Origin of the sequence: Kitasatospora sp. MAA4 (assembly GCF_029893355.1) — a bacterium.
GTDB lineage: Bacteria > Actinomycetota > Actinomycetes > Streptomycetales > Streptomycetaceae > Kitasatospora.
Map to the genome: position 1 here is coordinate 96,629 of NZ_JARZAI010000021.1, position 14,053 is coordinate 110,681.

Below are 14,053 nucleotides of genomic sequence, written 5' to 3' on the forward strand. Positions count from 1 at the left end.
GCCGATCGGTGACACCCGGCGGCCCGATGTGCCCGTTGGGACACTCTTCAAACCAGCCCCTTCTACCCGGCTGCCCGCTCTGACACCATCGCCCGATATTCGGTACGCCTGATTCCGTACGGCGGAGTCCGGTCGGGGGAGGGGACTGACGCGATGGGCGGCTTCGTCCTGCGCAGACTGCGCAGCCGACTGGCCCTGGCCGGTGCCGCGTTGCTCACCGTCCTGCTGACGGCGGGGGTGCTCACCGCGCTCTCGGCCTTCGACGGCGGTGTCGGCGACGCCGGCCTGCAACGGGCGCTCGGCAGCCGCGAGCGGGCCCAGGCGACCGTCCAGGTCGACGCGAATCTCGCGCTCGACGGGCGGGCGGACGCCGACCGGAAGGCCCGCCGGCTCGCCGCCGACCTCTTCGGCGCCCATGCCGCCCCGATCCGCGAACTCGCCGTCAGCAACCCGTACGGGCTGCCGCCCGGCGCCGGTCCGGTCGGCGCCTACCCCGACCTCACCGTGCTCGCCACGCTGGACCCCGCCCGGGTCCGGCTGACCTCCGGGCGGCTGCCCGCGCCCGCCGCCGGCAGCGGCGCGCCGACCGAGGTCGCCGTCCCGGACATCGCGATGGCCCGGCTCGGCCTGACCCCGCAGGCGCTGCCGGCCCGCCTCCAGCTCGCCGACCGCTACACCGGCGCAGCGCTCAGCGTCACCGTCACCGGCAGCTACCACCCGCTGGATGCCGGCGACCCGTACTGGCAGCTGGACCCGCTTGGCGGGCACGGCCTACAGGTCAACGGCTTCACCAGCTACGGCCCGCTGCTCACCGACGACACCGCGTTCACCAGCGGCGCCGCCACCCAGCACGACCAGCACTGGCTGATCACCGCGGACTTCAGCCGGATCGGCACCGCCGACCTCGGCGCGCTGCGCACCCGGGTGGCCACCGCGACCGCCGACGCCCAGGCCGACTACGGCCTGCACGCCACCAGCCAACTACCCGCAGCCCTGGACGAGTTGCGCTCCGACCTACTGGTGGCCCGCTCGACGCTGCTGATCGGCGCGCTGCAACTGGTGGTGCTGGCCGGCGCCGCGCTGCTGCTGGTCACCCGGCTGCTGAGCGAGCGTCAGCAGGCCGAGAACGCGCTGCTCACCGCGCGCGGCGCGGCCCGCAGCCGGATGGTCGCGCTGAGCGCCGCCGAAGCCGTGCTGCTCGCACTGCCCGCCGTGCTGCTCGGCCCGCTGCTCACCCCGCTGCTCTTCGACCTGCTCGGCTCGTACGGCCCGCTGGCCGCAGCCGGGGTACGGCTCGGCAGCGGACTGTCGCTCGGCGACTGGGCGGTGTCGCTGGCCGTCGGCTGCTGCTGCGTGGTCGGGGTGCTGGCGCCCACCGCGCTGCGCGCGGCGGCCTCGGTCGCGCTGCGGCGCGCCGGCCGGCGCCAGGCGCTGGTCTCCGGGCTGGCCCGCTCCGGCGCGGACCTGGCGCTGATCGCCCTCGCGGTGCTGGCCTACCTCCAGCTCGCGCACTACGGCGGCGGCGCGCTCTCCGCCGACGCGAGCGGACGGCTCGGAATCGACCCGGTGCTGGTCACCGCGCCCACCCTGGCGCTCTGCGCGGGCACCCTGCTGGTGCTGCGGGTGCTCCCGTTCGTGGCGCGGATCGGCGAGCGGCTGGCCCCCCGGGGCCGCGGGCTGGCCGCCGCGCTGGCCGGCTGGCAGTTCGCGCGGCGGCCCGCACGGCAGTCCGGCCCGGTGCTGCTGCTGGTGCTCGCCGTCGCGACGGGCATGCTGGCGATCGGTCAGGGCGCCACCTGGAACCGTTCGCAGAGCGACCAGGCCGAGAGCGCGACGGCCGGCGGCCTGCGGGTGACCAGCACCGCGCTCCCCTCGCTCGGCCAGGGCGGCGTGCTCGGCGCGCTGCCCGGCGGCGAACGGCTGGTGCCGGTCTCCCGGCAGCAACTGCCGCTGAAGAACGGGAAGTCCGGCGTGCTGCTCGCGCTGGACAGCGCCGCGGCCGCGCGCTACGTCCGGGTCCGCCCCGACCTGACGGACGGGCACACCCCGCAGCAGCTGTTCGGGCCGCTGGCCGCACCGGTCCCGGCCGGGGCCGCCGGCGGGATCGTCCTGCCGGGCAAGCCGGTCCGGATCGACCTGGACGTCTCGGTGCGGACCACCGAACCGGACAGCCGGTCCCACCAGGACTCCTCGCAGGACGACACCCCGCCGCCGGGCCCGACCCTGCGCCTCGAGCTGCGCGACCGCTTCGGGGTGCCGTACGAGGTGGCGGTCCCGGCCCTGCCGCACGACGGCGACGCAACGGTCTCGGTGGACCTCGGCCCCCTCGTCGGCCTGCCGCTGGGCTCCGCCGCCTACCCGCTCACCCTGACCGGCGTCGAGAGCAGCTACCGGGAGCCCGACTGGAGCGCGTTCAGTCTGGCCCTGACCCTGCGCCGGATCGCCGGCGCGGACACCCCGACCGGGCCGGCCACCACCGCCGCCGCGCCCGCCGACCTGCGGTGGTCGGTGCGCTGCCTCGGCTCGTCGAACACCGACCAGTCCGGCAGCCGGTCCGACACCACCACCTGCGCGGAGCAGATCAGCGCGCAGGCCCCGCTGAACCTCGTCTACAGCGCCGGTGCGGGCGGCCAGGGCAGCACCGCGGTGATCGGCGCCGCCGGCCCGGACGGCGGGCCGGCGCCCGTCCCGAGCACCGTGGACGCCGTCGCCACCGACGACTACCTGCACGCCACCGGGTCGGCGGTCGGCCAGACCGTGCCCGTCCAGTTCGACACCAGCACCGTGCGATTCCACATCGTGGCCGCCGTCCGCGGCCTGCCCACCCTGAACGGCGAGGAGCCCGGCGGCACCGGCGCCGGGCTGCTGGCCGACCTGGCCTCGATCGACCGGGTCATCACCGCCGCCCGCCAGCCGGCCCTCACCCCGACCGAGTGGTGGCTGCCCGGCGACAGCCCCACCGACCCGCAGCCCGCCCGGGCCGCCGCCGCGCTGCGGTCGAGCAACGCCTCCGCGCTGTTCCAGGTCGACTCCGAACAGGCCGCCGCCCTGCGCACCGACCCGCTGGGCGCGGCGCCGCAGAGCGCCCTGCTCGCGCTCAGCGTGATCGCCGCCGCGATCGCCGCGATCGGCTTCGCCGCCGGGGCGGCCGGAGCGGCCGGCGAGCGCGCCGCGGAGTTCGCGGTGCTGCGCGCGCTCGGCACCCCGCAACGCCGGCTGGCTCGGACCACCGCCGCCGAGCAGGCGCTGCTGATCGTGCTCGGGCTGGGCGTCGGCGCGGGCCTGGGCACGCTGCTGGTCCGCCTGGTGGTGCCGCTGGTGGTGCTCACCCCGACCGCGCACCGGCCGGTCCCCGCGGTGCTGGTGCAACTGCCGCCGGACCAGGTCGCCCTGCTGCTGCTCGCGGTCGCCGCGCTGCCCGTCCTGCTGACCGTACGAGCCGTGCTCAAACCGACCCGTGCCGCCGATACCGCCGCCCGGTTGCGCTACTCGGAGGACACATGAACCCGCTGAAGCCCTCCGGGCGCACGACGGCGCCGTGGGTGCGCACCCGCCTGCGCACCAGCCGGGCCGCCGCGCTGCTGCTGGCCGTCCTGGTGCTCGGCACCGCCTTCCTGGCCACCGCGCTCCCCCGCACGCTGGACCGCGACGCCGACCGGGCGGTCAGCGGGCTGCTGAGCGGCAGCGCCCCGCTGGGCCGCAGCCTGGTGGCCCGGGCCACGATGCCCTCCTCCGGCGACCCGGACCCCGACCAGGTGCGCGCCTACTACAGCGACACCCGCCTCACCGCCGGCGCCCAGGCGATCCGGGCCGACCTCGGCGCTCCGCTGCGTCCGGCTCCCGCCGCCGAGGACACCGTCGGCGGGCGCACCACCGGCGTCCGGGTGCTGACCGACCCCGCCCTGCCGCGCCCCGACGGCCTCCTCCCCGAGCTGAAGCTGTTCTACCTGCACGGGCAGGCCGACCAGGTCCGCCTGGTCGCCGGGACGCTGCCGACCGCCGCAGCGCTCGTCAACGCCAACGGCTACACCACCAGCTACCAGATCGCGCTGTCCAAGGAGACCGCCGACCGGCTCGGGGTCACGGTCGGCGCGGTGCTGAGCACCGCGTCACCGACCCTGCTGCACGACGACGCGCCCGCAGTGCACGCCGTGGTGGTCGGGATCTTCCAACCCCTCGACGCCCAGAGCCCGTTCTGGAGCGCCACCACCTGTCTGACCGGCCCCTGCCTGAGCACGAAGCCCGCGACGGCCCTGGACCCGCCCGCGCTCTACTGGAGTGCGAGCGCGCTGGTCGGCGCCGCCCAACTCCCGGTGCTGCCCTACTGGCAGGGCAGCGCCGAACTGTTCTGGCAGATCCCGGCCGAGCCGAACGGCCTGCCCGCCCACCAGTTGGGCCGGGCGCAGTCGGTGCTCGCCTCGGCGCTGGACGGCGCCCACGCGGACGCGCTGCCGCAGCAGTCCGGAGTCCCCGGGCTACAGCTCAGCTCGATGCTGCCCGGCCTGCTGACGCAGGCCCAGCAGGAGCAGTCGGCCGCGGCGGCGCTGTACGCGATCGGTCCGCTGGGCGCGGGCGCCGTCGCGCTGGTGGTCCTGCTGCTGGCCGCCGCGCTGGCCGCCGACCGGCGACGGGCCGAACTCGTGCTGGTACGGGCCCGCGGCGGCTCGCTGCGCGGCATCGGCGCGCGGCTGCTGGGCGAGAGCGTGCTGGTGGTGGCGCCGGCCGCGGTGGCGGGCACGGCGCTGGCGCTGCGGCTGCTGCCGACCCAGCGGTGGACGGCGGCGGTGCTGGCCGGCGGCGCGGTCGGCCTGCTCGCGCTGCTGGCCTTCCCGCTGCGCGCGGTCGGCCTGCTGTGGGGCGCCCGACTGCGCCGCGGGGCGGGCGGTACGGCGGGCGGCGGCGCCCGGCGCGGCCGTAGCAGGCTGCGGATCGGCGATCCGCGGCGGCTGATCGCCGAGGCGGCCGTGCTGGCGGCGGCCGCGGCGGCCGTCCTGGCGCTCCGGCGGCGCGGTGCGGCGGCGCCCGGGACCAGCCTGGACCTGCTGCTGAGCGCGGCTCCCCTGCTGCTGGCCGTGGCCGGGGCGATCCTGCTGGCCCGGCTCTTCCCGCTGCTGCTGGCGCCCGCCGCGCGCTGGGCGCGGCGCCGACCGGGAGCGATCGGGTTCCTCGGGCTGGCCCGGGTCGCCCGCGGGTCGGGCGGCGGGCGGCGCACCCCGACCGTCCTGCCGCTGCTGGCCCTGCTGCTGGCGGTGACCACGGCCGGTTTCGGCGTCACCGTGCTCGCCTCCGCCGACGCCGGGCGCATCCAGGCGGTGCGCCAACTCGTGGGCGGGGACGCCCAGGTGGAGGCGATCCGGCCGGACGGGCTGCCGCCGGGCTTCGCCGCGGCCGCCGCCGCGCTGCCGGGTGTGCGGGGCGGCACCACCGCGGTGGTGGACGGGGTCGCGCCGGTCGGCGCGGTCGCGGGCGTCAGCCTGGTGATCGTGGACCCGACGTCCTACGCCGCGCTGGCCCGGCACATCGGCATCGGACGGTTCGACCCCGCGCAGCTCTCCGACGCGGGCTCCGCACCGGGCGACCCGGTGCCCGCGCTGGCCAGCCCGCAGCTGGCCGCCCGACTGGGCGACGGCTTGAACTTCACCGAACTACCGCTCCCGTACGGCCGGTTGAGCCTGAAGGTGGTCGGCACGGTGGACGGCACGCCGGCCCTGCCGAACGGCGGCGGCGACAAGCCGGTGCTGCTGGTCTCCGGCCCGGCCGTGCTGCGCCAACTGCCCGGCGCCCAGCCGCTGTGGGACCACCCGACCACCTGGTTCGGCACCGGCGGCGGCAGCAGCCTGGAGGCCGCGCCGCTGCGGGCGCTGCTGAGCAGGCTCGACGCCGCACGGCCCGCCCAGCCGCCGGACCCGGTAGCCCTTGCCGTGGCCGGCGGCGATCCCCGCCAGATCCCGACGACGAGCACACCCGGGACGCCGTCTCCGGACGAGGTGTTCACGGACTCCTCGTACACCATCCTCACCCGCGCGAGCTACACCCGACTGCTCGGCGCCGACCCGCTGGAGCGCGCGGCCACCCGGCTGTTCTGGGGTTCGGTGGGCGGCGCCGCCGGCTTCACCGTGCTCTCGCTGCTGCTCACCCTGCTCCGCGCGGCACCCGAACGGGCCGCCCTGCTGGCCCGGTTGCGCACCATGGGCCTGCGGCCCCGGCAGGGCCTGGCACTGATCCTGATCGAGGCGCTACCGCAGGCGCTGATCGCCGCCGTGGCCGGTGCGGGCATCGCCTGCCTCGCGGTGCCGCTGCTCGGCCGGTCGATCGACCTGTCGGCGATGGACGGCGCCACGGTGACCGGCGGCCTGCAACCGGCGGTGCTCCCGGTCCTCCAGCAGGCGGCGGCGCTGGCCGCCCTGGCCGTCGTGGTGGTGTGCGTGGAGACCGCGATCTCCGGACGGCGGCAGATCAACACCGAACTGAGAGCAGGTGAACAGCAGTGAGCAGCACCGAGACCGACAAGCCCGCTGAGCCCACGTACGAGGAGCTCCAGCGGCGCGCCAAGGCCTCCCGGGACGTCCCCACGTACAGCCACGACGCCGTCATCGTCTGCGACCGCCTGGTCCGCATCTTCACCACCGACACCGTCGAGGTCCAGGCCCTCCAGGGCCTGGACCTGACCGTCACCAAGAGCGACCTGGTCGCGCTGGTCGGCGCCTCCGGCAGCGGCAAGTCCACGCTGCTCAACATCCTGGCCGGCCTGGACGCCCCGACGGCCGGCTCCGCCACCGTCGACGGCAACGACCTGCTGCAGATGACCTCGCGGCAGCGGCTCGACTACCGGCGCCACACCATCGGCTTCGTCTGGCAGCAGACCGCCCGCAACCTGATGCCCTTCCTGACCGCCGCGCAGAACGTCACCCTGCCGATGCAGCTCAACGGGCGTCGCTTCAGCCCCGGTCTCGGCAAGCAGCGCGCCAACCGCACCAATCAGCTGCTGGAGACCCTCGGGATCGGCCACCTCGCCGACCGCCGGCCGGCCCAGCTCTCCGGCGGGGAGCAGCAGCGGGTGGCGATCGCCGTCGCGCTGGCCAACAACCCGGCGCTGCTGCTCGCCGACGAACCCACCGGCGAGCTCGACACCGAGACCGCCGACGGGATCTTCCAGGCGTTCCGCACCGTCAACCAGGAACTCGGCACGACCGTCGTCATCGTGACGCACGACCCGATGGTGGCCGGCGAGGTGCGCCGCACCGTCGCCGTCCGCGACGGGCGTACCAGCACCGAGATCCTGCGGCACACCCTCACCGGCGACGACGGTGCCCGGCACACCAGCCACACCGAGTACGCGATGCTGGACCGCAGCGGGCGCGTCCAGCTCCCACGGGAGTTCCTGGAGGCGCTCGGCATCCGGCACCGCGTCGCGCTCAACCTGGGCACCGACCACATCACCGTGCACCCGCACAACGAGCCGGCTTGACGCTGCGCCAGAGCAGCAGCCTCAGAGCAGCGGCCTCAGAGCAGCGGCGTCAGGCCCAGGCCCGCGCCCGGAGCCGCCGCGGCGCGCACCGCGACCGAACCGTGCGGCGCGTTCAGCCGCAGCCAGCTCCCGGCGCGGTGCGCGGAGAGCGGCGTGCCCGGGTGCAGGAACCCGATCACGTACGCGGCGTGGGCCGCCCGCAGGGGCAGCTCGGGCACGGCGTCCAGCGGGCGCGACCAGATCTCGTCGGCCAGCTCGTCGAGCACCGCCCGACTGCGGTGGTGCTCCGGAACGGCCGCGCTGCGTTCCTTGAACTCCCGGACACCGGACATCAGTTGAGGGAACACCTGGTCGGTGGCGGCCGCGCCGAGCGGCTTCCAGCCGGTCCGCGGCGGGAGCAGTCCGGCCCAGGCCGGACCGGTCACCGGCGCGGGCACCGCGACCGTACCGCCGTCCTCGTCCACGCCCTCCAGCAACTGGCCGGCCGAGACCGTCAGATCGGCCGCCTGCGCGAGCGCGGCCAGCCGAGCCGTGCGGACCGCGATCACCCCGGTCGTACCGAGCGGCAGCCGTCCGAACACGGCCAGCACGCCGGCGCCCTGCTCTGCCGTCTCAGGGCTCTGGACCGCCTGGAGCCGAACCGCCGCCGCCCGGTCGAAGCGCAGCAGCCGGGTCAGGAAGCCGCCGAGGTCGGCCGCCTCCGCGGGATCGGCGAGGGCGAGCGTGGCAGTGCTGGTCACAGGGTGCTCACTTCGTCGGGTTTCGGTTACGGGTTCCACGTTCGGTCCGCGGCTCAGGCCGCGGTCCGCAGCTCCTCGCCCACCAGGAACCGGCCCAGGAACTCGCGCTCCACCGGGCTGATCCGCCGCGGCCGGCCGGCCGCCAGGTCGTACGGGACGACCACGCTGGACGCGCGCACGTACACCCGCTCGGAGCCGTCCTCGTCGGTGTCCTTCACCTCGTAGGCGACCGTCACCGAGGCGCCGCCGATCCGGGTCACCCAGGTCTCGATGGTCACCGGCGCGGGGCGGTGCACCAGCGGCAGCTTGTAGTCGATCTCGTGCCGGGCCACCACCGAGCCGCCGGCGAACTCGCCCGCCCCGGCCTCGGCGGCCTGGGTGAACATGAAGTCGATCCGGGCTTCCTCGAGGTAGCGCAGGAAGACCACGTTGTTGACGTGACCGAAGGCGTCCATGTCGGACCACCGCATCGGGCAGGCGTAGATGTGGCGTGCCACGACAGTTCTCCTTCGTACTTCACAGATGACGGGCATCGGCCCGGCAGGCCACCTTTTCAGGCGCCCTGCCGGGCCGGTACTGCTCCCTGCTGCGCGGCCGGTCGGCCGATCAGCCGCGGGTCAGCTTCTTGTAGGTCGCGCGGTGCGGGCGAGCCGCGTCGGCGCCCAGCCGCTCGATCTTGTTCTTCTCGTACGACTCGAAGTTGCCCTCGAACCAGAACCACTTGCTCTCGCCCTCGTAGGCGAGGATGTGGGTGGTCACCCGGTCCAGGAACCAGCGGTCGTGGGAGATCACCACGGCGCAGCCCGGGAACTCCAGCAGGGCGTTCTCCAGCGAGGAGAGCGTCTCGACGTCGAGGTCGTTGGTGGGCTCGTCGAGGAGCAGCAGGTTGCCGCCCTGCTTGAGGGTGAGCGCCAGGTTGAGGCGGTTGCGCTCACCGCCGGAGAGGATGCCGGCCCGCTTCTGCTGGTCCGGACCCTTGAAGCCGAAGGCCGAGACGTAGGCCCGCGAGGGCATCTCGACCTGGCCGACGTTGATCCAGTCGAGCTCGTCGGAGACCACGGCCCACAGCGACTTCTGCGGGTCGATGTTGGCGCGGCTCTGGTCGACGTAGCTGGTCTTGACCGTGTCGCCGATCTTGATGCTGCCGCCGTCCGGCTTCTCCTCGCCCAGCAGCATCTTGAACAGCGTGGTCTTGCCGGCGCCGTTCGGGCCGATCACGCCGACGATGCCGTTGCGCGGCAGGGTGAAGCTGAGGTCGTCGATCAGGATCTTCTCGCCGAAGGACTTCGAGAGGTTGTTGACCTCCACGACGATGTTGCCCAGACGCGGGCCCGGCGGGATCTGGATCTCCTCGAAGTCCAGCTTCCGCATCTTGTCCGCCTCGGCCGCCATCTCCTCATAGCGGGCCAGACGCGCCTTGGACTTGACCTGGCGGCCCTTGGCGTTGGAGCGGACCCACTCCAGCTCTTCCTTGAGGCGCTTGGCGCGCTTCTGGTCCTTCTGGCCCTCGACCTTGAGACGGGACTGCTTGGTCTCCAGGTACGTGGAGTAGTTGCCCTCGTACGGGTACGTGCGGCCGCGGTCGATCTCCAGGATCCACTCGGCGACGTGGTCCAGGAAGTACCGGTCGTGGGTGACCGCGACAACGGTGCCGGCGTACTTGGCCAGGTGCTGCTCCAGCCAGTTCACCGACTCGGCGTCGAGGTGGTTGGTGGGCTCGTCGAGGAGCAGGAGGTCGGGGGCCTCCAGCAGGAGCTTGCACAGCGCGACGCGGCGGCGCTCACCACCGGAGAGCTTGGTCACCGGCCAGTCGCCGGGCGGGCAGCCCAGCGCGTCCATGGCCTGCTCCAGCTGGGCGTCGAGGTCCCAGGCGTTGGCGTGGTCCAGCTTCTCCTGGAGCACGCCCATCTCGTCGAGCAGCGCGTCGGAGTAGTCGGTCGCCATCAGCTCGGCGATCTCGTTGAACCGGTCGAGCTGGCCCTTGACCTCCTTGACGCCGTCCTGGACGTTCTCCAGGACCGTCTTGGACTCGTCGAGCGGGGGCTCCTGGAGGAGCATGCCGACGCTGAACCCGGGCGAGAGGTAGGCCTCTCCGTTGGAGGGCTGCTCCAGGCCGGCCATCATCTTCAGCACGGTGGACTTACCGGCGCCGTTGGGGCCGACAACGCCGATCTTCGCTCCGGGGAGGAAGTTGAGCGTCACGTCGTCAAGGATGACCTTGTCGCCGTGTGCCTTGCGCACCTTGCGCATGGTGTAGATGAATTCCGCCACGTGAGATCGCTCCGGCGTCGTCTAGGGGTAAGTCGAGGAGTGTTGAGGCTTGCAGCGTTCCATTGTGCCGCACCGAGGCAGCCAAGCCGAACTCCCGTCCTGCCTGCTGCCGTGACAACGGCAGTGGCCCGGGTCACCCCACTCCAGGAGTGGGGTGACCCGGGCCACCGAACCCGCCGCTACCGGCCGATCATGCTCGGTCGATCACTGCGGGTCACTGCATGCCACTGCGTGCTCAGGCCGCGGTACGACCGTGGCGACCACGGCGACGCATCGCGAACACCGCGCCACCGCCGGCCAGCACCAGCGCACCGGCGATACCGGCGATCATCGGAGCCTGGCTGCCACCACCGGTGAAGGCGAGGCCGCCCGAGGCGGGGGTGGAGCTGGCGGACGGGACCGGAGCGGCCGAGTGGCTCGGGGTGCTGCTCGGCGTCGCCGAAGCGCCGGTGGTCGGCGTGGCCGACGGGGTGGAGCTCGGCTTGGTCGACGGGGTCGGGGTCGGGCTCGTCGACGTCACGGCGGCGGTCCAGCTCGCGCCGGCGGTGGCCTGCACGGTCTCGGTCGAGCTACCGGCCAGGATGAGGGTCTGGCTGTGGTTGCTCGGGGTGTAGTTCAGGCTGATGAAGGCCCGACCGAGCTCGACCGCGGTGGTGCTCGACGCGTTGATCGTGGCCTTGCCCGCGGCAGCGGCCGCCGGCGCCTTCACGAACAGCTGGTCGTTCGACTTCGCCGGCTTCAGGAGCTTGCCGTCCGCGCCGGTGAGCACGGTGCCGGACTTGTCCGTCAGGACGACGCCGGCCTTGGCCGACGACGAGTCCAGCGCGACGTCGACCTGACCGCCGCTGCTGTTGACGGTGATCGGGCCGAGGCCCGCACCGGCGGCACCGCTGACCGTGTCCGGCGTCAGCGAGAGCGACGGCGCCGGCTCGGTCACGCTGGTCGCGTGAGCGATCAGGTAGTCCGTGAGGAGCTTGGCCTGGCTGTCCGTCGGCGCCGCATTGACGTTGTCGGAGAAGTGCCAGATCGCCGCCTGGGTGGCCGCGGCCGCCTGGCCGGTGTCGAGGGACCCGGCACCGGCTTCCTTGGCGAGGGCACCGAGGTCACTGATGTGGGGGTAGGAGTTCTGGAGGATCCAGAGGACCTTGCCCTTGTTCGGGTTGGTGTCGAGGGAGGTGGCCTTCCAGTCGGCCTCCTGGTACTTCGAGTGCGGCTTCGTCTCGTGGCCGAGGTCGATGCAGTACGTCTCCAGGAACTTGCCGGGAGCCGTGTCCAGCTGGATCAGACCGCCGGCCGTGTCACCGCTGTCCCCGTTGATGCTGATCGGGCCGCTCATGCCCGCGATGAGCTCGGGCTCGTGAAGAGTGGCAACCGCACCGGAACCGGTGCCGGTGTCAGCGGCGGCCGCACCCGCCAGGGCGAGACCGCTGCCGACCACCACGCTGGACGCGAGCATGACAGTGGCTATGCGGGAGATTCCCCGCCGTTGCATGTGGAACATTTGACTGAACCCCTCCGGGCAGGGCCGCGCCCTGACGGCCCGCCGCGCATTTTCGCGCTCCGTGTGGCGCTGCTGCACTTGTGTGAACCAGACGCATCATATTGATTGCGCAAGGCATGCAAACCTCCGTGTCAAACGATGACGATTCCGTATCTGGATCGTTATCAAGCGGGAGGACTACCCTGGAAGCTGACGGGGTGCCAGTTTTTCGTCACTTTATCGACTATCCGAGGCCCATTGCGCTGGCAGCGCCAAGAAGTGCCGCGCCTCGCTCAGTTGACGCCAGGTCGGCGATCAGCTCACGGTCAGCCGGTGATCACACGGTGATCACCTCTTCCGTCTCCGCACGATCCGATGACATCCCGACCTCATCGGCAGCGCCCTGCGACTCCCCCGCACTGCGCGAACGGCGTCCGGCCGTCGGCCTGGACGGACGCGCAGCCCGCCCCGGACGCACAGCCCGCGCCCCCGCCACCAGCTGCCCGGGCGGCCCTGCCGAGGCCACCCCTGACGCACTGCCACCACCGCCCCCCGCATCCACCCCGACCGCTCCTCCGCCCCCTCCCGGCCCTCCCGCTGCTCCGACTGCTTGCGCCGCCTCCGGCCCTCCCGCCCGGGCCTCCTCGGCCGCCCGGCGCGCCTGCACCGCCGCCACGATCCACTCCGGCACCGCCTCCCCCACCGGCAGAGCGCCCTGACGCGGCCTCGCTTCGTCAGCGAACCGCCCCGACCCGCGCACCGCCCCCGGCCACCCGCCCGACCCGGCGTCAGCCTTCCCCTCGGGGCCGACTCCCCACGGGTCGACGACCCCGACGCCGCCACCGCCCGCTCCGGCTGCTCCGGACGCTCCACCGCCCGCCGTCACCGCTCCGGCCGCCGCACCCACCGCCTCCGGCCTCCCCCGCACCGCCCAGCGGAACGCCGAGGTGCCGCGACCGAGGTCGTGGCCCACGACCCGCGCATCGATCTCCACGGCCGACCGCCGCTTGCCGCCGTCGTCCCACTCCCTGATCCGCAGCCGACCGCTGACCACCACCGGATCGCCCTTCCCCAGCGAACTCACCACATTCGCCGCCAGCCAGCGCCACGCGACGACCGTGACCCAGTGCGTCTCCCCGTCGACCCAATCCCCGCGGTTGCGGTCATAGCGCCGCTCGGTGGCCGCCAGCCGGAAGTTGGCCATCGGCACCCCGCCGGCGGTCTGCACATAGCTCACCGTGGAGGCCACATTGCCGATCATCGTCACCAGGGTCTCATTCATGACGCTTCCTCACTTCTCCTCGACCCTTGCCTTTCGGACCGTCAGAAGTGAGGATCCACCTACCCACCGGACCGCGCCAGACTTTCTTTTTTCCTGTGGACAACCAGGGGGGTGTGGATAACTTTTTCCCATTCCTTGGCAGATAACATGCCCGGATAATCACGAACGGCCCAGTCTGACATTCAGCGTTCATGACAACTTTTCCCGCGCTACTCCCCCGCGACCACCGGAGCACCCCCTGAACGGGTGGCCCCGAAGACGTTCTGTCCACGTCATCCGACCGGACGAACCGAAATCCCACCCAGCCCGATGCTCCACCCCCGTCACCTTCCCAGCACGCCCCGCAACCGGCGCCCCAAGTCCATAACGGCTGAGGCGACAGCGCCGTAACGACTGCACAACGTCCGGCGCCAAGACTCCCCGGAGCGCTGCGCTCAGACCCTCCACCTGCGATTATCAGACCGCTCTCTCATGGCCGACACACCCGCTACAGCGGCGACAAAGCCAAGAGAGGCACCAGTGCACCCTTATCCTGTCCCCGACAGGTCGAGGGTCCCACCAACCCCAACCCATCCCCATGGGAATAGGCACGGGAAGCCCCCGGGCCCCACGCCCGCCCCGCCCCCGTAGCTCAGCGGATAGAGCAGGTGCCTTCTAAGCACTTGGCCGCAGGTTCGAGTCCTGCCGGGGGCACCAGCACGGCCCACCGATCGAAAACCGATCGATGGGCCGTTTTCGCACTTCAGAGGCCTGCCGAAGCCATTGGCCCCGAGCCAGTGGACCACTCGGCCACCGATCGTTGAACGTTTTAG

Annotated in this window: 8 protein-coding genes and 1 tRNA gene; 4 read left to right on the top strand and 5 right to left on the bottom strand. The window is 73.1% G+C overall.

The window, feature by feature from the left end:
- The first annotated feature begins 153 nt into the window (after positions 1 to 153).
- The 3 genes from P3T37_RS26135 to P3T37_RS26145 are packed head-to-tail and all read left to right on the top strand — an operon-like array spanning position 154 to position 7,468.
- Positions 154 to 3,504: an FtsX-like permease family protein gene (locus tag P3T37_RS26135; RefSeq protein ID WP_280726320.1), complete on the top strand. Its 3,351-nt coding sequence runs from the start codon at positions 154 to 156 to the stop codon at positions 3,502 to 3,504.
- Complete coding sequence (locus P3T37_RS26140; protein WP_280726321.1) at positions 3,501 to 6,491, top strand: FtsX-like permease family protein; 2,991 nt, start codon at positions 3,501 to 3,503, stop codon at positions 6,489 to 6,491. Before P3T37_RS26135 ends, P3T37_RS26140 begins: the two co-directional genes overlap by 4 nt.
- The gene (locus P3T37_RS26145) at positions 6,488 to 7,468 is read left to right on the top strand and encodes an ABC transporter ATP-binding protein (protein WP_280726323.1); all 981 of its coding nucleotides are present in this window, start codon (positions 6,488 to 6,490) and stop codon (positions 7,466 to 7,468) included. Before P3T37_RS26140 ends, P3T37_RS26145 begins: the two co-directional genes overlap by 4 nt.
- A 35-nt stretch (positions 7,469 to 7,503) precedes the next feature.
- Here the strand turns inward: P3T37_RS26145 and P3T37_RS26150 are convergent, their stop codons facing one another.
- From P3T37_RS26150 to P3T37_RS26170, 5 genes are all read right to left on the bottom strand, one after another.
- Positions 7,504 to 8,208: a hypothetical protein gene (locus P3T37_RS26150; protein ID WP_280726324.1), complete on the bottom strand. Its 705-nt coding sequence runs from the start codon at positions 8,206 to 8,208 to the stop codon at positions 7,504 to 7,506.
- A 53-nt stretch (positions 8,209 to 8,261) separates the two neighbouring features.
- Positions 8,262 to 8,705: a thioesterase family protein gene (locus P3T37_RS26155; protein ID WP_280726325.1), complete on the bottom strand. Its 444-nt coding sequence runs from the start codon at positions 8,703 to 8,705 to the stop codon at positions 8,262 to 8,264.
- Between the two features lie 109 nt (positions 8,706 to 8,814).
- Positions 8,815 to 10,479 (bottom strand): energy-dependent translational throttle protein EttA, encoded by a 1,665-nt coding sequence (ettA, locus tag P3T37_RS26160; protein WP_280726327.1) that lies wholly within the window; start codon positions 10,477 to 10,479, stop codon positions 8,815 to 8,817.
- Positions 10,480 to 10,714: 235 nt separating this feature from the next.
- Positions 10,715 to 11,935, bottom strand: a complete 1,221-nt coding sequence (locus P3T37_RS26165; protein ID WP_280726328.1) for a thioester domain-containing protein — start codon at positions 11,933 to 11,935, stop codon at positions 10,715 to 10,717.
- Between the two features lie 361 nt (positions 11,936 to 12,296).
- Positions 12,297 to 13,241 carry a single-stranded DNA-binding protein gene (locus P3T37_RS26170; protein WP_280726330.1) on the bottom strand — a complete coding sequence of 315 codons (945 nt, stop codon included), beginning with the start codon at positions 13,239 to 13,241 and terminating at the stop codon, positions 12,297 to 12,299.
- Between the two features lie 620 nt (positions 13,242 to 13,861).
- On the opposite strand from P3T37_RS26170, the gene P3T37_RS26175 reads away from it, so the two are divergent.
- Positions 13,862 to 13,937 (top strand) — tRNA-Arg (locus P3T37_RS26175).
- The last annotated feature ends 116 nt before the right edge of the window (positions 13,938 to 14,053 follow it).

Coding starts and splice junctions, on each gene's coding strand:
- P3T37_RS26135 (WP_280726320.1), top strand. CDS start 154: ATGGGCGGCTTCGTCCTGCGCAGACTGCGCAGCCGACTGGCCCTGGCC.
- P3T37_RS26140 (WP_280726321.1), top strand. CDS start 3,501: ATGAACCCGCTGAAGCCCTCCGGGCGCACGACGGCGCCGTGGGTGCGC.
- P3T37_RS26165 (WP_280726328.1), bottom strand. CDS start 11,935: ATGCTCGCGTCCAGCGTGGTGGTCGGCAGCGGTCTCGCCCTGGCGGGT.
- P3T37_RS26170 (WP_280726330.1), bottom strand. CDS start 13,241: ATGAATGAGACCCTGGTGACGATGATCGGCAATGTGGCCTCCACGGTG.